This is a genomic window from Neobacillus massiliamazoniensis (assembly GCF_001048695.1).
Taxonomy (GTDB): Bacteria; Bacillota; Bacilli; order Bacillales; family Cytobacillaceae; genus Neobacillus; species Neobacillus massiliamazoniensis.
The window spans coordinates 939,393-960,518 of record NZ_CVRB01000001.1 but is presented as its reverse complement, the minus strand read 5'-3'; the positions used below and the strand labels follow the sequence as shown (position 1 = coordinate 960,518).

Annotated in this window: 19 protein-coding genes; 13 read left to right on the top strand and 6 right to left on the bottom strand. The window is 37.7% G+C overall.

Annotation, left to right across the window (positions count from 1 at the left end; all coding sequences use genetic code 11):
• Positions 1-255 precede the first annotated feature (255 nt).
• Together coaW and selB are read left to right on the top strand one after the other, a co-directional pair.
• Positions 256-1,053: a type II pantothenate kinase gene (coaW, locus tag BN1082_RS04640; protein ID WP_245640310.1), complete on the top strand. Its 798-nt coding sequence runs from the start codon at positions 256-258 to the stop codon at positions 1,051-1,053.
• Between the two features lie 71 nt (positions 1,054-1,124).
• Positions 1,125-3,008, top strand: coding sequence for a selenocysteine-specific translation elongation factor (gene selB, locus BN1082_RS04635; RefSeq protein ID WP_090631543.1), 1,884 nt, complete (start codon positions 1,125-1,127; stop codon positions 3,006-3,008).
• Between the two features lie 51 nt (positions 3,009-3,059).
• Here selB and BN1082_RS04630 read toward each other — a convergent pair whose 3' ends face one another.
• Positions 3,060-4,496 carry a TerD family protein gene (locus BN1082_RS04630; protein WP_090631540.1) on the bottom strand — a complete coding sequence of 479 codons (1,437 nt, stop codon included), beginning with the start codon at positions 4,494-4,496 and terminating at the stop codon, positions 3,060-3,062.
• A gap of 627 nt (positions 4,497-5,123) precedes the next feature.
• On the opposite strand from BN1082_RS04630, the gene BN1082_RS04625 reads away from it, so the two are divergent.
• The 4 genes from BN1082_RS04625 to BN1082_RS04610 all read left to right on the top strand — a co-directional run bounded on the left by BN1082_RS04625 (position 5,124) and on the right by BN1082_RS04610 (position 8,669).
• Complete coding sequence (locus BN1082_RS04625) at positions 5,124-5,636, top strand: DUF5946 family protein (protein WP_090631536.1); 513 nt, start codon at positions 5,124-5,126, stop codon at positions 5,634-5,636.
• A complete protein-coding gene (locus BN1082_RS04620) occupies positions 5,629-6,693 on the top strand; it encodes an undecaprenyldiphospho-muramoylpentapeptide beta-N-acetylglucosaminyltransferase (RefSeq protein WP_090631533.1) in 1,065 nt (354 codons plus the stop codon). The genes BN1082_RS04625 and BN1082_RS04620 overlap by 8 nt, the downstream gene beginning before the upstream one ends.
• A gap of 84 nt (positions 6,694-6,777) precedes the next feature.
• Entirely contained in the window at positions 6,778-7,554 is a 777-nt protein-coding gene (locus BN1082_RS04615; protein WP_090631530.1) for an arylamine N-acetyltransferase family protein, read from the top strand.
• Between the two features lie 65 nt (positions 7,555-7,619).
• Entirely contained in the window at positions 7,620-8,669 is a 1,050-nt protein-coding gene (locus tag BN1082_RS04610; RefSeq protein WP_245640309.1) for a sulfite oxidase, read from the top strand.
• Positions 8,670-8,912: 243 nt separating this feature from the next.
• On the opposite strand, the gene BN1082_RS04605 is transcribed toward BN1082_RS04610, so the two are convergent.
• Both BN1082_RS04605 and BN1082_RS04600 read right to left on the bottom strand, forming a co-directional pair.
• Positions 8,913-12,059 carry an MMPL family transporter gene (locus BN1082_RS04605; protein WP_090631524.1) on the bottom strand — a complete coding sequence of 1,049 codons (3,147 nt, stop codon included), beginning with the start codon at positions 12,057-12,059 and terminating at the stop codon, positions 8,913-8,915.
• A 3-nt stretch (positions 12,060-12,062) separates the two neighbouring features.
• Positions 12,063-12,524, bottom strand: a complete 462-nt coding sequence (locus BN1082_RS04600) for a MarR family winged helix-turn-helix transcriptional regulator (RefSeq protein WP_090631521.1) — start codon at positions 12,522-12,524, stop codon at positions 12,063-12,065.
• Positions 12,525-12,717: 193 nt separating this feature from the next.
• Here BN1082_RS04600 and BN1082_RS04595 point away from each other — a divergent pair, with 193 nt between their 5' ends.
• The 5 genes from BN1082_RS04595 to BN1082_RS04575 all read left to right on the top strand — a co-directional run bounded on the left by BN1082_RS04595 (position 12,718) and on the right by BN1082_RS04575 (position 17,851).
• Positions 12,718-13,749: an efflux RND transporter periplasmic adaptor subunit gene (locus BN1082_RS04595; protein WP_090631518.1), complete on the top strand. Its 1,032-nt coding sequence runs from the start codon at positions 12,718-12,720 to the stop codon at positions 13,747-13,749.
• A complete protein-coding gene (locus BN1082_RS04590) occupies positions 13,749-14,459 on the top strand; it encodes an ABC transporter ATP-binding protein (RefSeq protein WP_090631515.1) in 711 nt (236 codons plus the stop codon). The genes BN1082_RS04595 and BN1082_RS04590 overlap by 1 nt, the downstream gene beginning before the upstream one ends.
• Complete coding sequence (locus tag BN1082_RS04585) at positions 14,437-15,603, top strand: ABC transporter permease (protein ID WP_090631512.1); 1,167 nt, start codon at positions 14,437-14,439, stop codon at positions 15,601-15,603. Before BN1082_RS04590 ends, BN1082_RS04585 begins: the two co-directional genes overlap by 23 nt.
• 315 nt (positions 15,604-15,918) lie before the next feature.
• On the top strand, positions 15,919-16,590 hold the full coding sequence (locus tag BN1082_RS04580; protein WP_090631508.1) for a response regulator transcription factor: 672 nt from the start codon (positions 15,919-15,921) through the stop codon (positions 16,588-16,590).
• 10 nt (positions 16,591-16,600) lie between these two features.
• Entirely contained in the window at positions 16,601-17,851 is a 1,251-nt protein-coding gene (locus BN1082_RS04575) for a sensor histidine kinase (protein ID WP_090631505.1), read from the top strand.
• Between the two features lie 144 nt (positions 17,852-17,995).
• Here BN1082_RS04575 and BN1082_RS04570 read toward each other — a convergent pair whose 3' ends face one another.
• The 3 genes from BN1082_RS04570 to BN1082_RS28495 all read right to left on the bottom strand — a co-directional run bounded on the left by BN1082_RS04570 (position 17,996) and on the right by BN1082_RS28495 (position 19,021).
• Positions 17,996-18,205 carry a hypothetical protein gene (locus BN1082_RS04570; RefSeq protein WP_090631502.1) on the bottom strand — a complete coding sequence of 70 codons (210 nt, stop codon included), beginning with the start codon at positions 18,203-18,205 and terminating at the stop codon, positions 17,996-17,998.
• Between the two features lie 89 nt (positions 18,206-18,294).
• The gene (locus tag BN1082_RS04565) at positions 18,295-18,909 is read right to left on the bottom strand and encodes a TetR/AcrR family transcriptional regulator (RefSeq protein ID WP_176699647.1); all 615 of its coding nucleotides are present in this window, start codon (positions 18,907-18,909) and stop codon (positions 18,295-18,297) included.
• Positions 18,890-19,021 carry a hypothetical protein gene (locus tag BN1082_RS28495; protein WP_281176988.1) on the bottom strand — a complete coding sequence of 44 codons (132 nt, stop codon included), beginning with the start codon at positions 19,019-19,021 and terminating at the stop codon, positions 18,890-18,892. Before BN1082_RS28495 ends, BN1082_RS04565 begins: the two co-directional genes overlap by 20 nt.
• 28 nt (positions 19,022-19,049) lie before the next feature.
• Here BN1082_RS28495 and BN1082_RS04560 point away from each other — a divergent pair, with 28 nt between their 5' ends.
• Both BN1082_RS04560 and BN1082_RS04555 read left to right on the top strand, forming a co-directional pair.
• Complete coding sequence (locus tag BN1082_RS04560; protein WP_090631498.1) at positions 19,050-19,775, top strand: ABC transporter ATP-binding protein; 726 nt, start codon at positions 19,050-19,052, stop codon at positions 19,773-19,775.
• Positions 19,772-20,827 carry an ABC transporter permease gene (locus BN1082_RS04555; RefSeq protein ID WP_090631495.1) on the top strand — a complete coding sequence of 352 codons (1,056 nt, stop codon included), beginning with the start codon at positions 19,772-19,774 and terminating at the stop codon, positions 20,825-20,827. The genes BN1082_RS04560 and BN1082_RS04555 overlap by 4 nt, the downstream gene beginning before the upstream one ends.
• Positions 20,828-21,126 lie beyond the last annotated feature (299 nt).

Sequence of the window (21,126 nt, the reverse complement as noted above, 5' to 3'; positions counted from 1 at the left end):
TGATTTTTTTCGTATTTGCAAGCTTTGTTCGTCCATGAATAAGTTTTGCGTTAGTGCAACTTTATAAATTTATTATAGTAAATTTCATAAAAGTTGTGAATACATTTGCTTAAAAAAGTTTAATATATTTTGAGTGTAATATACATAATAAAGTAAAATATTCATGACAACTTAACATAAAAACAATGAAGAAAAGGAAATACAACTAATTTGTCAAATACAATTAGTAAACCCATTCATGAGGAAGTGTGACAAGTGAAAGCAGGAATAGATGCAGGTGGTTCTCTAGTAAAAATCGCCTACGAGGAAAAAGATAGAATTCATTATAAAAAGTATCATATAAACGAGTTGAATCAGGCGATTTCGTGGCTAAAAATAGCTGCAACTGAAATGAAGGTCGCTTTAACAGGGGGGAAAGCTCACCTGATCCAAAAAAAATATTTTCCAGAAGGAGAGATTGTTCCGGAATTTCAGGCAACCTGTGAGGGTGCAAGGATGTTCTTATTAAAGGAAGAAAAGAATATTGAGGAGCCTTTCTTATTAGTTAATATAGGAACTGGAACATCGTGGCATATTGTAAAAGGGGAAAAATATGAGCGGATTTTGGGAAGCGGGGTTGGCGGTGGGATTTTTACAGGGCTCGGGTCACTTTTAACATCAGAAGAGGATTTTGGGAAGCTGACCACACTTGCAAACAAAGGGGATAAAGGGAAAGTAGATTTGCTTGTAAAGGACATTTATGAGTCCGATGAACCCCCAATCGATGGTAATTTAACTGCGGCCAATTTTGCAAAAGGATCAAAGGTCAAGCATTCGGATGCAGATCGAATGGCGGCTATTTCGAATATGATCGTAGAGACCATCGTTTTATTGACGATGCAAGCCGCAGAGATTCACCAAGTAAAGGAAGTTGTTTTTATCGGCAGTACCCTGATTGGCAATGAATCGTTAAAAAAAGGTCTTGAATTTTATATGAATATGATGGGGTTATCTGCGACCTTTTTAAAAAACGGGGAATACTGCGGCGCCACCGGGGCCTATTTATCTGTCTAAAATTGTTCAGTTGAACAATTTTACGATAAAGGCTACAGTTAAATGGAAGATAGAAAAAGTAGGTGGCAAGCTTGGAAAAAAGATATTTTACAATTGGGATGGCAGGACATATTGACCACGGGAAAACATCTTTAACGAAAGCGCTGACCAATGTGGATACAGACCGGTTAAAAGAGGAAAAAGAACGGCAAATCTCGATAGAACTCGGATTTGCACCCTTATATGAAAATGAGGAAATTCAAATCTCTGTTATAGATGTACCCGGACATGAGCGCTTTATCCGGCAGATGATTGCCGGTGTCTCAGGAATTGACCTCGTTGTCCTCGTCGTAGCAGCGGACGAAGGAGTTATGCCGCAAACACGTGAACATTTGGAGATTTTGAAATTATTAGGCATAAAAACGGGGATTGTATCGATTTCAAAAATTGAGCGCGTCGATGAAGAATTTATTGAGTTGGTGAAGGATGATATATTAGCCGAGCTTGTCGGAACAGTTTTTGAGGATGCTCCAGTTGTGCTTGTAGATAGTCTCTCACATAAAGGAATCGAAGAAACCAAAGATTTAATCATAAGAACGTTGAAAGAACAAGAAATGCGTGATGCAAAAGGGGCCTTTCGTCTGCCTATTGACCAGGTATTTACGGTAAAAGGGCAGGGGACAGTTGTTCGTGGGACTGTTTATGAGGGGACGGTCGAAGAAGGGCAAATACTTACTATAATGCCTAGTGGAATAGAGGTTCGTGCCCGGCAAATTCAGGTTCACCACAAACCTGCTCAAAAAGCCTATGCAGGACAACGGACTGCAGTTAACTTATCCGGTGTTTCCAAAGAAGATCTAGAACGTGGGGATGTACTGGTTTCATCAGAGCATTTCATTGTATCCAAAACAGTTGATGTCGCGATACGCGTAGTAGAAGATCTTGAACATATTGTTAAACAACGGATGCCCATCAAGCTTCATATCGGAACCGCAGAGGTAATGGGAAGAATTGTTTTCTTTGATCGGAATGAAATTAAAGAAGAGAACGGGGAAATCCTATGTCAACTCAGGCTTGAAGAAGAAATATTGACAAAACGAGGTGACCGATTTATCCTCAGGAGACCAAGCCCACAAGAAACAATTGGCGGTGGCTGGGTCATTGACCCACGAGGAGATAAATATCGTTTTGGGGACCGTACGATTGAAGAACTTGAAAAGAAAAAAGTCGGAACACCCATGGAACGAATCATAGCTGCATTAATAGAGGCAAAGAGTCTGACTCTTAATGAGTTAATCAAACGGACAGCCCTAGATGAATCCTCCTTATTAGAAGAGTTAAGTGGTGCAGAATTTATTTTATTTAATGGCAAAGAATATACACTTAAATCATTAATTGATTCAATCGAAGAAGACATTTACGACCGCATACAGGATTTCCATCAAGCACAACCAATGAAATCAGGGGTCAATAAAGCGGAATTGTTGCAAACCATGCAAAATCGCTTTCCAAAGAGCTTGCTAGATTATGTGGTTGAAAATGGCATAACAAATCAAATTTTTAAACGGAAAGAACAATTTGTTTCAATAGCAGCTTTTGTTCCTCATTTGCCGAAAAACTGGGAAAAGAGGACTGAAAATATGCTTGGAGAAATAAAGAAAGATGGTTTAAAGGTCCGGTCCTTAAAAGAATATTTCACGGCTGCAGGTATTCCAGAGATTCTTGTCAGTGATCTAAAACGTTTCCTTGAAGATCAAGAACTTATTGTCCAGTTGGACGAACAGTTCGCTTATCATGGGGAGGTGTTTAAGGACGCCGTTGATAAGCTTCACAATCATACAGGAATGGAGTTTGAAGTGGGTGTTGCGAAGGACGTTCTCGATTTATCGAGAAAATATATGATTCCATTTTTAGAAAAATTGGATGCAATGGGTCTGACAAAACGCGTGGAAAATAAGCGTGTTTGGCAATCATAGCAAAAAGAGGATGTCCCTGCCACTTTGGATTGGAACATCCTCTTTTTTTCATTATGAAAGGAATTCAGCTGGATTTAAGCCAAGCTCCCTGCAAACATCTGCCACTGCTTGCTTTTCACTATTATCAAAATTCCCATCCGCATAACCAATGGCTATACAATAACGGGCAATAAGCCGAGCCATATCCGGTTTTGTTCTCATTTTTCCTAAAGCGCGAAATGCCTCGGCGCGGCCTGCCATGGGATCACGCTCTATTCGGGAAATAAAGAAATTAAATTTCTGAATGACTTTTTGCGGATCAAATACTCTTAATTCCTCACTTTGATTCACAAATTCAAGCATCTTTTGTCGTTCTGATGCGTCCAGATATCCATCGGCCATTGAAACTAGTGCACAGGCAGCAACGACGGCATCCAAAACATCCTGGCTTTTATAGCGCTGAAATAGATCCTGTGCACGTCTTTTTTGATTATTGGCCCATTCTGCATAATCCGTTTGCGAAGGCGCCCAAGAATTTCCACAGCTGTTACATGTAAACTTCAACTGATTTTGGCCGATAAACCCACCAAGTAATCCAACCGGTCCTAAAATTAACCCGCCAATTGCTGCTTTTCCAAGACCAAACCCTTTTTTTCCTGTACGGATATTACTAGAATAGCAGCGAGGACAAGTAATATCCTCCCCGCCATATGTACGTGATCCGCCTGGGGTGGCAGGATATGTCTGTGTTGGATATCCATAAGATGGTTGCTGAGTGAATGTTTCTGCTTGTTGATAGGTTGGCTGATAAGAGTTACTTTGTGGGTAGGAGTTATAGCTATTTTGATATTGCTGATTTGAATGATAAGTATTTTGTTGAAAAGTAGGTTGGTTTGGTTGATAGGTTGATCCTGCTTGTCCAGTAGCAGGGACATCGTCAACAGTTACCCCAAAATTGCCGCACAGAGCAGCAAGTCCCCCTTGAAACCCGCTGGCAATGGCATTAAACTTCCATTCACCATTATGACGGTATAGCTCTGCAGCCACAATTGCTGTTTCAATTGTAAAATCTCTTCCAAGGTTAAATCGTAAAAGCTCTTCATTCGTTTGTTCATTAAAAATTCGTACATATGAATCCGAGATTTGACCGAAATTTTGCCGCTTCACTTGTGCATCATGAATCGTAATCGTAAAGGCAATTCGATGAATATGGTCAGGGACCATTTTTAAATCAATGCGAATCTGTTCATCATCCCGAACTCCTGAACCGACGCGGTTATCACCGCTGTATATAATCGATCCATTACCGCCATTAGGATTATTATAGAAAACAAAATCCAAATCATTGTTAACCTTTCCGGACTGTCCTAATAAAAAGGCAGAAGCATCTAAATCGAAGTTTGACCCCATCTGGCTAATACTCCAACCTAGTCCGACCACTACATTTTGCAAACCAGGATAAGATTTTGTTAAATCAACCTTCTGCCCCTTGCGTAACGTCACGCCCACAAAATTCACTCCTCATCATTTTGTCCTTTTGTATATTATAATTCTATTTATTGGTTAGGGGTAAATTCAACGATATTTACCCGCTTTAATTAATACGAGGAAACGTCCGAAAGGTTCCAAGTAAATCACTTACTCGAAAAAGAAACACCCATTATTTTTGATCAATGGGATAACCATTCTAATATGGTAAAATGTAATTTAATATGAAATTGGAAAGAGAAAAAATGTTTAAGAGTTGTTTTACTGGCAGAAAGTGTGACCTCTTTATCGGAAAGTGTGACATTACTGTCGGATAGCCTCATTTTACAATTGAAAAGCAACAATTTTTACGAAAAGATACTTTAATTTTAAGGCAGTGTTAAAGGTCATTGTTGATTTTTGAAACTATGTTGATTGGAGCGGAAGGCGCGAGACTCCTCGAAAATGCTATCGCATTTCCTTCGTGCGTGGGAGGATTCAAGGATGTAATTCAATGTCCTGCGGGAGTACGGGGCAGGGGAGACCCCACAGGCGCTTAAGCGCCGAGGAGGCTCCCCGGAACGCCCGCGGATGCTCGCTTCTTGAGAGCAAATCAACAGGCATGTTTAACACAGCCAATTTTTTAAAAAATTTAATTGAATGATAGGAATGAGTGGATTGATCATTGAATGTCCAGGCTGCGGACTTAAACTGCCTAATCAGAAAATAACAATTCAGCATAACTACAACGCTTCCGGTGAATGTTATCAAAAATACAGTGAACTTAGTTTTTATACGATAGGTAAACAAGACATAAATTTTATTCATCAGCATGCTATTGACGCTTATAGTGCACAGCATGCAGGAAACGGTATGAAAAACATCACCATTGCTTATTCGTTAATAGGATTATATTATGCCATTGAACATGGATTTTCAGGTAAGCAAGTCCAGCGTGTGCATATGTTGCTTAGTAAGCAGAAGCATAGCTGGGAGCAGTTAGAGTTGCCAAAGAAACCATATTCAATAACTGTTAATGACATCTTAAATGAAAAACAGGGCGAAAATCTTGATAACATGATTAATAATTGGATGTGTGATGTTTGGAATTGTTGGGAACATCAACATGAATGGGTAAAGGAGATTACAAAAAATTTGTTAGATAGGAGAAATCATGACTAAGAAAACAATTATGTTTACGGGTGGAGGATCTGCAGGCCATGTTACTCCCAACATGGCCATAATAAATGAACTTGACAATAGTAAATGGGATATTAATTATATTGGTTCAAAAAAAGGGATTGAAAAGGAGTTAATTGAAAAAACAACCATTCCTTATTTTGGAATATCGAGCGGAAAATTAAGAAGATATATAGATTTTGAAAATATTAAGGATATTTTTAGAGTGTTAAAAGGATGTTTTGAAGCGAGAAAAATTTTAAAGCAATTAAAGCCACAATTAGTGTTTTCAAAAGGAGGATTTGTGTCAGTTCCTGTGATTGTGGCAGCAAGAACATTAAGAATTCCGATTTTTATCCATGAAAGTGACATGACTCCAGGGTTAGCCAACAAAATTTCACAAAGGTTTACAACTTTAATTTTCACATCATTTGAAGAAACAAAGAATTTTTTCCCGAGAGAAAAAACGATGGTAATTGGGTCCCCAATAAGAAAAGAGATTTTTAACGGTTCACCTCAAAATGGCAGGATATTTCTTGGATTTCACGAAAGGCTTCCAGTATTAACGATTATGGGAGGGAGCTTGGGCGCAAAAAAAATTAATGAGGTGGTTAGGGAATCATTAAAAGAACTGACATCAAAATATCAAATTGTCCATTTGTGCGGGAAAGGAAATCTCGATAAAAATTTGATGGGGGTATCCGGATATAAGCAATATGAATATGTAAATGACGAACTTCCCGATATTTTAGCTGCTACAAATATTGTTATAACTCGTGGTGGTTCCAATGCGATCTTTGAATTTTTAGCTTTAAAAATCCCAATGCTGATCATTCCTTTAAGTAAGAAACAAAGCAGAGGGGACCAAATATTAAATGCAAAATCCTTCGAAGAAAAAGGTTATTCATTGACTTTAGAGGAAGAACACCTAAATAGAAAATCTCTACTCTCCTTTTTAAACAATATTGAGCTTAATAAAGAGAGTTTTATCATGGCTATGAAGGGCTCAGTTCAAGGAGAGGCATTAAAGACGATTATCGATGAAATTAATAAATTTTAATAATGTTTCTTTTGAAAAAGACGATCAGGAATTCCATTAAATAAATTGTAATTCAAGGCATATCTTATCAGGGGGAATGTTTAAATGAATAACCTAAATAAACTTTTTCGCAAAAGAATTGGTTTAGATGAAAATGAAAAAATTACCTTCGATATGCTAGGTGATGTCCTTGAAAAAACGGCACTTTCTATCCCATTTGAAAATTTGTGCATCATCGCCAACGAGATAAATGAAGTAAACAGAGAGTACTTAATAAACAAAATTCTGGTGAAAAATGAAGGCGGGCTTTGTTATGAATTAAATTCAATCCTCTATCTTTTTCTACAAGAAAATGGCTTTAATGTCAGCTTAGTTACTGGAGTAGTCTTTAATCAAGCGGACCAAATCTGGAGTAAAACTGGAAGAACCCACGCTGCCATCCTACTAGCACATGAAGGGGAAATATACCTTTTTGATACAGGATTTGGCAGCAATTTACCTTTGAAGCCTGTTCCACTTAACGGAGAAATAGTTACTTCGGCAACGGGGGAGTTCCGTGTCAGCCAGTTAGATAGTGAACATGGAAATTACAAACTTGAAATCAAATTAAAGCATAAGGATCAAGTATGGAGGACAGGTTATGCTTTTGATTCAATAAATCTTGTCAAAAATCTAATGGAAATGAATGTGATTCAAAAAATCATTAAAGAAAGTCATCTTTCTTCCTTTAATAAGCATCCTTTATTGACAAAACTTACGATAAACGGAAGCCTTACCCTGACAAATACATCTATTACTCAATGGATTGACGGAGTAATGAGGAAAGAGACAATCAACGAGAATCAATTTAAAGAACTAATGAAGCAGCATTTTTTAATTTAATCAGAATGATTATAAAAAGCCCTCATAATTATGAAATATTAAATTCAAATGAACGAGGGATTATTTTGGGTATAAAACCTTACCTGATTACAAAAAGTTTAACTCCTGAAAACCAGGAAACACCTATTAATTTTATAAAAGGTGATATTGTTAATTATAAATTGTTTTATCGCCGCAATCATTTTTCCTATCCAAACTTTCTCACATCATTTTATTTTTTGCCAATTGAGGGACTGGTACGTTTCCCCAAGGTCTTTTCATTGCAAGAAATCAGAGTATTACCGAGTAAAACTGTAAAAGTGATCTTAGAGTGTGCAGGTAATAAAAGGGAACTGTTTAATCCAAAGGTTTTTGGTGAACAGTGGGGAAAAGGAGCGATTAGCCAAGGAAAGTGGAAGGGTACTCCTCTTTCAGCTTTATTGCAATATACAGGATTACTTGAAACTGCTAAAGAGATAGTTTTTGAGGGATATGATTTTGGAGAAAGAACTGATACCAATCAACAATATCATTTTTCAAGAAGCTTACCTCTTGAGATAGCTCTTCATCCGGATACGATCATTGCCTATGAATATAACGATCAGCCGATACCATTTAAACATGGTTATCCATTGAGGTTAATTGTGCCCGGATGGTATGCAATGGCATCGGTAAAATGGATCAAGAAAATAACGGTTATTGATCATGAATTTACAGGACCTTTTCAAGCGATAGATTATGTTTACTATCCAAACAGGGATAGCGATATTGGAAAAATTCCGGTGACAACGATCAATTTAAACTCAACTATACAAAAGCCTCTTAATCTGCAAGTTTTGAATACTGGGAATCATACGATTGAGGGCATTGCCTGGACTGGTAGAGGAAAAGTTCTGAAAGTGGAGATTAGTTTAGATGGAGGACGTACTTGGGAAGCAGCAAAAATTTTCTTATCAACTGAAAATTATTCATGGGTCCGTTGGATTTATGAATGGCAGGTGACTGAAAAAGGAGAATACATGATTATCTCAAAAGCAATTGATTCGGAAGGACGTATGCAGCCAAATGAACCTATATGGAATAGAAAAGGTTATGGCTATAATGCAATTGATAAGATAGAAGTAAAGGTTGAATGAAGATTTTAATCGTTGTTCATTTTAATTGCAATTTTATTAATAGTGCCTGAAACTTGAAAAAATGAGCTGGGTGGATTCACTATTTTCTTGAATAGTGCCTGAAACTTGGGAAAATAAGCTGGTAGGGTCACTATTTTTATGAATAGTGCCTGAAACTCGAAAAAATGAACTGTATGGGTCACTAAGATGATCTTATAAACATAAAAGAGCACGCTGACGAGATTAATCAGCGTGCTTTTCATTTTAATCCATATTTGATGAAGTGTCGCGATCCCGAGTTTTTATAAATGGCCACCAATTTGCTTCGCCAAATGTTCTTACCATGACGGGAACAAACAAAGGAAGAACGATAAGGGCGTATAAGATTAGGCCAATTAATAGAATCGTAGCAATTTCAAGCAAGGATAAAACGCCTGATGGCATCATGGCAGCGAAAGTACCACCCAAAATGATTGCTGCGGAAATAATGACGGTTCCCATCTTTTTCATCGATTCTAAGATAGCCTTTTGAACGGGCATGTCACGATACTCATTGAAGCGGTCCATTAAGAAAATACTATAGTCAATGCCAAGAGCAATTAAGATTACGAAGGCAAAGAACGGAACGGCCCAGCTAATACCCGTGTATCCTAATAGATTTACAAAAATCTTTTCGGAAATTGCCATTGAGGTATAATACGTTAAAATCAATGAACCAATTAGGTAAATCGGCATGATAAAAGAACGCAACAGGATAATTAAAATGAAAAATATCCCGGTAAGTATGAGAACAACTGTCCGTGAATAATCATGTTTTGACATCGTATCAAGGTCATTGTTCATACTTGTTACACCGCCAACGGCCACTTTCGCATTCTCAAGCTTTGTATCCTTTACAGCCCTATTAACGGTTTGTTTGATTTCATCAATGCGGTTGATTGCTTCATTTGAATAAGGATTTTTATTGAATACAACATCAATGGTCATCACTTTATGATCTTTTGACATATAAGTATCCAAAACTTTGGCAAAATCTTTGCTGTCAATCACATCTTGTGGAATGTAAAAACCGTTATCCTTCTCTTTAGAAACTCCTGATAAATAATCTTGAGCAGAGTTTAAGCCCTTTGATACTTGATGTAATCCATCAGTACTTTTGTTGAGACCATCAGTAAGTTGAGAGATCTGACCGCCCAATCCTTGAAAACCTGTTAAGAGCTGTTCGTGGCCATCATTAATCCCATTTAAACCGTTTGACAACTGTGGAATGTTATCAACAATTTGACCTTGGCCCACAGCCATTTGATTCATCCCGGTTTCCAAATTGGAAATTCCAGAAATGAGGTCATCCATACCTTTTACAGCTAATTCCTGGCCAGTAATTAGTTCTTCAAATTTACTATTGGCAAAATTGATTCCATCTTGGGCGCCTTTGAGGCCTTCATTCAACTGATTCAGGCTGCCAGCTAATGTCGCAGTTGCATTCTGGGCCTCTGTAACGGTCATTTTAATAGCTTGATAGTTTGTGTTTTGTTCAATTCCCTGATATTGATTTTCAAGATTTTTAAAATTATCATTTGTGGCCAACAAACTTTTATGCAAGGAATCAAGTCCACCGGCAATTTGCTTGTAATTTGTTAAAAGCTGCGCAATCCCAGCACTGGACTGATTATATCCATCAAGCAGCTTCTTATAATTAGCATCAATCGTTATTAAATTGGCCTTTATTTGCTCTAATCCTTGTTTAATCTGGGTCGCACCCATTGTACCTGATTTCAGCCCATCTTCAATTTTGCTCAGATTGACCTGAATGGTCCCTAACCCCGATTTCACCTGATTAGTTCCCGTAATTAAATTATTAATTCCGCCAGTTGTTTCCTGTAATTTCGGTTGATTGGCAGCAAGCTGGGTGCTTGCATCCTCAAGCCCATTACTGATTTTTTGTATTCCGTCATTGCTTTGGCCGAGCCCATCTCCAAGGCTTGCAGCTTGTTTGGAAATGTACAAATCATCAATTGGTTTTCCGGTTGGTTGGGTAACAGAACGGACGGTTTTGACGTCGTTTACCTTACTCAGATCTTGGCTGATTTTATTAGTAATAGCAATATAATCAGGAGAATTCATTGGCACATCATTTTTAATTACAATTTGGGTAGGCATCGACTCACCAGGCCCAAATGAATCGGAAATGATATTAAAGCCTTTAATGGAATCAAAATTAGAACCGATTTCTTCAAGCGAGTTAAAAGATAAGGTTCCTTTATAGGTAAATAAAAAGGGCACTGATACAGCAAGAACAATGATAAAGGCTATAAATGGCCTTGCTAAAGCAAATCTACCGGCGAAGCCCCAGATTTTACTCTCACCATGTTCAAGCTTACCCTTAGAAGGCCAAAATAGTTTTTTCCCCAGTACAGCCATGAAAAAAGGAACGACAGTAACAAGTGCCAATAATAGGATAGCTACACCAATTGCTACCGCGGAAGCTGACTTATATAGCACAAAAGTTGAAAAGCCGATTGAAGCAAAACCTATCATAACGGCGATTCCACTAAAAAAGACTGTTTTCCCAGCAGTGCGGTAAGTTTCCACGATCGCCTCTGTCACATTTTCCTTTTTTGACATTTCCTCTTTGAAACGGCTCAGCAAGAGAATACAATAGTCGGTTCCAATCCCAAATAAAACAGCGACAAGAAAAATTTGTGTAAAGGTAGATAATGGGAAATTGAACTTATCGACCAAGATCGCAACGATGGATTGGGCAGTAAGGTAGCTGAATCCAACCGTAATTAATGGAATAATCGGAGCAATCACAGATCGGAATACAAGTAAGAGGACAATCAAAATGAAAACAACGGTAATCCCTTCAGTTTTTTTCAAACCTTCCTGAGAATTGGTAACGAGATCCTCATTAATCAACCAGCTTCCTGTATAATAATGAGACAATTTAACATCTTTGATAGCACTATATAAATCTTTTGTAATTTCATTTAAATCCCGGCCATTCGGTTTCACTGTTACTGAGACAAGAATGGTTTTGCCGTCCTTGGAAACGAGTTGGTTTTTCAGCTGTTCATCGTTAAAATGTGAGACGATCGACGTTATACCAAGTTCTTTTTGCCGATCTTCCAATATATTGACGGCTTTTTTTGCTTTAGCAAAATCTTCATCAGTCAACTTTCTGCTGCTATGAAAAACAAGAGCTGTTTGCAATCCATTTCCTGTATTTTCACTTGATTGTACATCATTTAGAATTTTTGCCGCCATTGTGGATGAATAACCATCAGGGACTTTGATTTGCCCCTTTTGCCTTACAAGGGTTTCCATATTGGGAGCTAACATGAAAAGAAGGACAATCACAGCAATCCAAGCAGTAAGAATAAACCATTTTCCTTTAAAAATTGCTTTCATGAATTATTCCCCCATTTCTTCTTGTTTCTTGTTGTTTAATATTTGCGCTAATTTTTCAAACGTTTGAAGAAAATTTGTAATTTCTGTTTTCTCAAACTGGGTTATGATGGATTCAACTAAAAGATGAACTCTTTTTTGAGCAGTTTTAAATAGCTCAGATCCCCCATCAGTTAACGATAAATAAACAACCCTCCGGTCATTTTCATCGCGGGTTCTTTGAATAAACCCTCTTTCTACCATTCGATTTATAATAGCCGTAATGGCACTTTTGTTTACTTCAAACACGTCTGCTAATTCTGATGAAGTACATTCCCCAGCTTGATAAATATGCCTTAATATGTAGTGCTGATCATTGGTCAATTCATTTCCGATTTCTTCTTTAATTAATGCTTCTGCCTTTTTGTGTACTTGAAAAGATAAGGACATATAGCGGTCAATTAATTCTTGAATTTCTCCATTATTCATGAAAGATTTCACCTCACAATGACTAAAAAATGACTAAAAATAGTTAAACTGTTTAACTATTCACGTATTTAACTATATTATGGGAAAATCTAGATGTCAAACTTCTACCTATTTATTAAGGAAAAGTTAAGGTAGGCATTTAATAATAGGCTTATTCCAAAAACAATCCTCAAATCAAAAGGAGCATGGAGAAATGAAAAAATGGATTATTATTATCATTGCAGTACTGGTAGTAGGTGGAGGAGGTTACCTATTTTACAGTTCGAAAACAAAAGCACAACAACAAACTCCTACCCAAAATCGAACAGCTGTTGTTCAAAAAGGGAAATTTGAGGTCCGAGTCAGTGGATCTGGTACAGTACAACCTGTTACGACTGAGGACATTAAATCTACAATAAATAATAATCAAATTGCTGAAGTTCTCGTTTCGGCAGGGCAGGCAGTCAAAGCAGGCGACGTGCTTATTACTTTTACAGATGGAAGTAATCCGATTACAGCACCTTCAGATGGCGTTGTTACAGCAATCAATGTTCAAGCAGGTGAACGAGTGCAAATCGGCCAAGCTGTAGCCCATCTTACAAATTACAATGATCTACAAACAGTTGCTTCGATCGATGAACTTGATATTCCAAAGGTTAGCGTGGGACAAACTGCAACCATAAAAATAAATGCTCTACCTGATCAAACATTTAATGGAACTGTAACAGCAATTGCAAACGAAGGTACATCAACAAACGGTGTTTCCACTTTTGATGTTACAGTCCATATTGACAACCCAACCGGCTTAAAGGTGGGTATGAGTACAGAGGCAGACATTCTAACAGCAAGTAAGGACAATGCTTTATATGTACCGGTGGATGCAGTGCATTCAATGAATGGCAAGAAATTTGTTATGCTTGCAAACCAAGATCAGAATAGTCAAAATACGCAAGGTAATAACCAAAACAGTCAAGGTAACCAATGGTCTAGTTCCCGTGTCATGGTTCAAACTGGTATGGCAAATGCAGATTATGTCGAAATTACTCAAGGCTTAACCGAAGGTCAAGTCGTTCGCCTTCCAAATTTAGTGATTAGCAGCAACAATAATGCTAAATATATGCAAGGTGGATTTGGCGGTATGGGCGGATATGGCGGAATGGGCGGCATGGGTCGTCAGAACCGAGGCGGTGGAAATGGTGGTAATGGAGGTGGAAAAGCGTCATCTGGTGGAAGGGGTGGTAACTAATGAGCACACCGATTATTGAAATCAAAAACATCATGAAAAGCTATAAGCTTGGTGGCGAAACCGTTCATGCCTTAAATAATATTTCATTTGAAATAAATAAGGGCGAATTTTTAGCGATCATTGGTCCATCCGGTTCAGGTAAATCGACATTGATGAATATGATCGGCTGCTTGGACCGACCTGATTCAGGTCAATACCTTCTTGATGGGAAGGATATTGGAAAAATGAATGATAATCAGTTAGCCACGATTCGTAATCAAAAGATTGGATTTATTTTTCAAAACTTTAACCTTTTAACGAAGCTGACGGCTGTTGAAAATGTTGAGCTTCCGCTGTTATATGCCGGACTTTCTGCGAAAATAAGACGTGAACTCGCCTTAGAGTCGTTAAAAAAGGTTGGGCTGTCCGACCGAGCTGGGCATTTGCCTACCCAGCTTTCAGGTGGCCAGCAGCAAAGGGTTGCCATCGCAAGAGCCCTTGCTGGTAATCCATCGATCTTACTTGCTGACGAACCTACTGGAGCGTTAGATAGTAAGACGAGTAAGGAAATATTAGAAATCATAAACCAATTAAATGAGTTAGGGAATACGATCATATTAATTACCCACGATTTATCGATTGCCAAACAGGCAAAAAGAATGGTGAGTATTCAAGATGGGCAACTTCAAGAAAATGGGGGTGTGCTGAGTGGGCATCTTGCAATCCATTAAAATGGCACTCCGCAGTATTAAAAGCAATAAGCTCCGTTCAGTTTTAACCATGCTCGGAATTATCATTGGTGTTTCCTCTGTCATTGTCCTTGTGGCAATGGCACAAGGTTCTACCACCAATGTAACCAACCAAATTAATTCATTAGGGACTAACCTGTTAACCGTGAATACATTTGGGACAAATTTAGCAATAACGCAGGATAAAATTGATGAGATCAGTAAATTAAATGGAGTTAAGTCAGTCGCTCCTGTTATTTCCGGTCGTGTTGAAGTAAAAAAAGATCGGACATCTGCTCAGGTATCGTTAACGGCAACAAACTCTAATTACTCATCAATTAAAAATGTAAATGTTAGTCAAGGTCGTTTTATTAATGACCTTGACAACGAATACAGACAGAAAATTGCTGTCATTGGTGCAACTACAGCACAAACATTCTTTGGAACAGATAATCCGATTGACCAATACATTCAAATAAATGGTACGTCATTCAAAGTAGTCGGTGTGTTGGAATCAAAAGGAAGTTCGCTTGGGTCAAGTGGTGACGATGTCGTTATTGTGCCGCTAAGCACCGGTGAGCGTTTGCTGAAAACCACTAATGTTAATCAATTATATCTTCAAGGCAAAAGCCAGGATCAATTGGATTTTATCATGGCTGAAATTCAAGCCAAATTGGCAACCATGTTTCCAAACCAATCTGATTCCTATTCAGTTTCAAATCAGCAGGATTTAATGAATACGATGAGCTCGGTTTCCAACACGATGACTATGATGTTAGGAGGAATTGCTGGGATTTCCTTACTTGTTGGCGGTATTGGAATTATGAATATTATGCTCGTTTCAGTATCAGAAAGAACGAAAGAAATCGGTATTCGTAAAGCCATTGGAGCGAAAAGACGAGATGTATTATTGCAATTCTTAATCGAGGCAGCTGTCTTAAGTTCAATGGGAGGAATCATCGGAATCCTAATTGGACTCGGGCTTGGTAAAATTTTATCGTCAACCTTAAGCATGACATTTACCTTCTCATCATCAGTCATTTTAATGTCATTCTTATTCTCGGTAGTAGTAGGTGTTGTTTTTGGGGTATTCCCTGCTAATAAAGCATCAAAATTAAACCCTATTCAAGCCCTTAGATATGAATAGGAGAATAGTGTTAGAACAAAGCGGACGTGACTGTAACGACCGCTTTGTTTGCTATATAATAGGATAATAATGGAGTGCTTTTTAATAAAATCAGAATTTATATCATTGTATTTTGAGAATTGTCTAGCTCCAGCGCCTAGCCCCTCGAGGTCATAAGCCAATCCGCCAAGAAGGTTAAAAAGCAACCTTCATGCCGGCTTGTCTTATGCTTGTCGGGGCTGAGCATAAAGGAATGCTCCTTAGAATATTCCTCGCAGGAACAAGCTGTGCTTGTTCCGAAGGCGCTTGCGCTTTTCTAAAAAGGAGAGAGATACCTTGCGATTATTAGTTGTTGAAGATAATATTCCCTTACTCGAATCCATTGTCCAGTTATTATCTGACGAATTCGAGGTCGATCAAGCATCAAATGGTGAAGATGCCTTATTCTTGGCGATGCAAAATATCCATGATGCCATTGTTTTAGATGTCATGCTGCCTGAAATGGATGGATTTGAAGTTTTACAAACGATTCGAAAAGAGGGTTTAAAAACACCAGTCCTGTTTTTAACAGCTAGGGATTCATTAGAAGATCGTGTCATGGGACTCGACAGCGGTGGTGATGATTATTTAGTTAAACCGTTTCAAGCAGCAGAATTGAAGGCACGTATCCGCGCATTATTAAGGAGGAGCGGAAGCTTGACAACCAATCAAACGATTCAATATCGGGGAATTGAGCTGTTGGGAAAAGAACGGGATATTATCGTGAATGACAAGTCTATTAAGCTTACTTCAAAACAATATGAGCTATTAGAATATTTGATTCAAAATAAAGGAGCCATTTTAACAAAAGAACAAATCTACGATCGTGTATGGGGCTTTGACTCTGACACAACCATCGCCATTGTTGAGGTGTTCATGCATCATCTTCGTAAAAAACTTGAACCGTTTGGCTATCATTGCGATATCAAAACCATCCGTGGTGTTGGCTATATGTTAAGTGAAGAGTAAGGAGTCGGCCATGTTTCGGAAGACACATATCAGGCTTACCATTATTAATTCCGTTGTTTTTATCGTATTAATTAGCATCTTTGGGAGTATTATTTATTTTTATACTCAAAACAAATTATATAAAAATGTGAACCAATCCTTGCTGCAATCGATTGATGTTTTTCGGAGTCAGCAGCCGACTCCAAAAGATAATACCGGACCAGGTCCAAGATACATCAGGAGAGATCCAAGAATAATAATCCTCGTATGGGATAAGAATAAGCATCTTATGTCTAACCAAGGTCGTGACTCCCAGCTTTTTATTGATAATGAGGATCAAATCCGTCCGAAGAAATTGGATTCTTTACAGGATGTAGATGTTGAGAATTTTTCCTTCCGTTACATCGCGACAACAATCGTTGATCCGAATTTTGGTAAATTTACCGTTCAAGTCATTCGAAATACCGATTCAGAACAAGAATTGTTGAATCGACTTTTATTAATTATCACAATTGGTTGTGGGGTAGGTGTAATTTGTGCGATTTTCTCAGGTTATTTTCTAGCTGGTCGTGCACTTGTTCCTATTAAAAATGCCTGGCAAAAGCAGCAGGAGTTTGTATCTGATGCTTCACATGAGCTCAGAACGCCACTAGCGGTGATTCAGGCGAAAACGGATTTACTGTTCCGTGCTCCTTCAGCGACTATTCAGGAAAAGATTCTTGACATATCGACCATCTCGAAGGAATCGAGACGGTTATCTAAGTTAGTGACCAATTTGTTGACATTGGCACGATCAGATTCCAATCAAATTGAAGTGAAGAAACTGCCATTCCTTTTGGATGATCTTTTAAGAGAACTTGTTCAAGATTATGAAGAAATCGTTTCCTACCAAGGAAAGTCCATTTGTTTGGAAGCGAATGACACTGTTTCTTTTTTTGGCGATAAAGAAAGAATTCATCAGCTTATTGTCATTTTGCTAGACAATGCCATGAAGTATACAAATGAAGGTGGCGAAATACGCCTTGCCTGTCAGCAAAGCCACTCTTCAATCATTCTTAAGGTTGAAGATACAGGGATTGGAATTCCGGAGGAGGACATTCCCAAAATTTTCGATCGTTTTTACCAAAGTGATAAAGCACGTTCTGCAGCTGAGGGGACAGGACTCGGGCTTTCAATAGCGAAATGGATTATTGAAAAACATCATGGTAAAACAAAGGTCCAGAGTACACTTGGAAAAGGAACCATGATTGAAATTACGTTTCCAAAAGCGCAAAAAATTTGATTTTTAGTGGATGGATCTCAGTTGTAGCCAAGATGTTTTTAACATGTACAGGATTCTGTTTATCAATCAAGGTTCTTATTGGAAAAAAACGAAAGAATGATTACCATTAAACTAGAAAGGCTGCCTGAAGATTCTCGGCAGCCTTTAATTTTCTTTTGAGCGCTTCTTATTTATACGTTGTTTTACTACTTTTCTTAAAACGACTATTCCTGCAATAACCCCCAGTAAACTTAAAGAATCTCCCATGTTAAACGTTAAATTGAGGATAAAGCTGTTATTTATTTTTATATCATTTTTATTGTTCGTCGTAGATGAAGATGGCGATTTTTTTTTCACATTTTCCGTGTTAATCATAAGAAAAACCCTCCATATTTATAATATCAATACAACAATTTTATGAAAAAAAGCTTGGTTTCATGACCAAGCTTTTTCCTTAATTAAAACTAAATTTTATTGATTTTGTTTATTTGAACTTTAATAAATTTAACAATATTAAAATACATCATCGCCATTTCCTCGGGTGAATGGGGCATGTCATTATCTAACCATTTTTCAATAATCCCAAAATGTACTGACGTCCCAATTGCAGGCAGATACTCTTTTACAATCGCGACTTCTTCTGGAAAGGTAATCAAATTTTTGATCGTATTTTCAAAAAAATTCGTTTTAATGATCTCTTTCATTTTCTTTGGAAAGGCAGGGTCACCTTTTGGCCCTAATAGCACTTTAATAATTCGCGAATGACTTTTCAGGTACGTAAAAAGTTGAACAATTACAGGGTAAGGAATATTTTTTGATAGGTACTTTCCTACATCAAAAGGGTCTATTTGTAAAACAATCTGTAAAAATCCTTGGAGTAATTCTTCTTGAATCTTAACCATTAAATCATATTTATCCCGATAATGAAGATAAAAGGTTCCTCTATTTAATCCAGCCTTCACAGTTAAGTCTTTAACCGTTATTCCTTCAAAGCTCTTTTCTTCGATCAATTCGATTAAAGTTTCCTTTATAAGTTGCTTTGTTCTTGCAGCCATTTTATCATGTGCTTTTTCTGTCATCCTTACCAGCTCCATTTTTATTAAAATGAACATTTTTTGCTTTATTGTCGATTGTATTTAAGGTAATTGCATTGTAATCTAAAAGTAGAAAAACAGTCAACACGGTGTTCATTTTATAGTGAGATTAGGGGGTAAGTTAGATGAATCCAACCATCAAAGTGGAACAGGTTAGTAAAAGCTATGGCAAAAAAAATGTCTTGAATGATGTAAATTTAAATATTCCTAAAGGTCAATTATTTGGGTTAATTGGACCTTCCGGTGCTGGTAAGACCACATTGGTAAAAATGATTGTCGGCATGGAAAAGGCTGATGCCGGATCTATTCAAGTCCTAGATCAAAAAATGCCGAATCTGGCTTTATTACAGGAAATAGGTTACATGGCGCAATCAGATGCATTATATGTAGAGCTGACAGGGGAGGAGAATCTTAAATTTTTTGCATCCTTGTATAAATTGAGTAAGCAAGAACAAAAGCAGCGAATTTTGTATGCAGCCAATTTAGTAAACCTAACTTCTGATTTAAATAAAAGAGTTTCTGCTTATTCAGGAGGAATGAAAAGGCGGCTATCAATGGCAATCGCTTTAATTCAGGACCCAAAAGTTCTTATTTTAGACGAGCCGACGGTTGGCATTGATCCAGAATTAAAATTATCAATATGGAGTGAACTTTTAAGATTAAAAAATGAAGAGGAAAAAACGATCATTGTCACAACCCATGTAATGGATGAGGCCGAAAAATGCGATGTCGTCGCCATGGTAAGGGATGGACGAATATTAGCGATTGGCTCTCCTAAAGAATTAAAAGAATTATATAAAACCGATAATTTTGATGAGGTATTCTTACGCGCAGGGAGGAAACAAGCATGAGAACAACCGCATTAATCAAACGTATTTGTCAGCAAATGTTCCGCGACAAAAGGACATTGGCACTATTATTTGTGGCACCATTACTAATTTTAACCCTTATGTATTTTTTATTTAACGGTAATACGGTCAATCCGAAATTGGGTGTAGTGAACATTGATCAAAATATTGTAAAAGTATTAAAGGATTCAAAGATAACGGTGAAGGATTACGAGAAAGCAACATCAAAGACAGTTGTAGATGACAATCTCGATGGAATGCTACAAATGGAAAATGGAAATTTTACATTAACATTAAAAAATGCAGATCCAACAACGGCTAAGGCATTACAATTAAGAGTGAATCAAGCGGTAGCATCCGTTTCCCAAGCTAAATTAATTCAACAATTGAAAGTACCGGTGAATATTCCCAATAAAACGATTGAAACAAAATATATTTATGGAAATAAAAACACAGTCTATTTTGATGTTTTAAGTCCGATATTAGTTGGTTTTTTTGTCTTCTTTTTTGTATTTATCATATCCGGGATTGGTTTACTGCGGGAGCGTACAACGGGAACATTGGAGAGATTATTATCAACACCCATTCGCAGAGCAGAAATTGTATTTGCCTATCTTATAGGCTATGGAATATTTGCCGTTATTCAAACCATTATTGTGGTTTTATACGCCATTAACGTATTAGACTTGGTCCTTGTTGGTTCTCTTTGGACTGTCATAGTGATTAATTTATTGCTTGCATTAGTTGCATTGTCTTTAGGAATCCTGTTATCAAGCTTTGCTGCTTCTGAATTTCAAATGATACAATTTATTCCAATTGCCGTTATTCCGCAGGTGTTTTTTGCGGGGATCTTTCCACTCGAAGGGATGGCTAATTGGTTGCAGGGTGTAGCGAAAATCATTCCCATGTACTATGCGGGTGATGCTTTAAAAGGGGTCATGTATAAAGGGTATGGTTTCAGTGACATAAGTGGTGACCTACTTGCCTTGGTAATCTTCGCAGCCATTTTTATTGTATTAAACATCTTTGCCTTAAAGAGGTATAGGAAATTATAGTCTTCGTTTATAAAAAGTGCTGAGAAAAATGAACTTATATTTTAACAAAAGGCTGTGTTAAAGGTCATTGTTGATTTTTGAAACTATGTTGATTGGAGCGGAAGGCACGAGACTCCTCAAAAATGCTATCGCATTTCCTTCGTGCGTGGGCGGATTCAAGGATGTAATTCAATGTCCTGCGGGAGTACGGGGCAGGGGAGACCCCACAGGCGCAAGCCCCGAGGAGGCTCCCCGGAACGCCCGCGGATGCTCGCTTCTTGAACGCAAATCAACAGGCAAGTTTAACACAGCCTAACAAA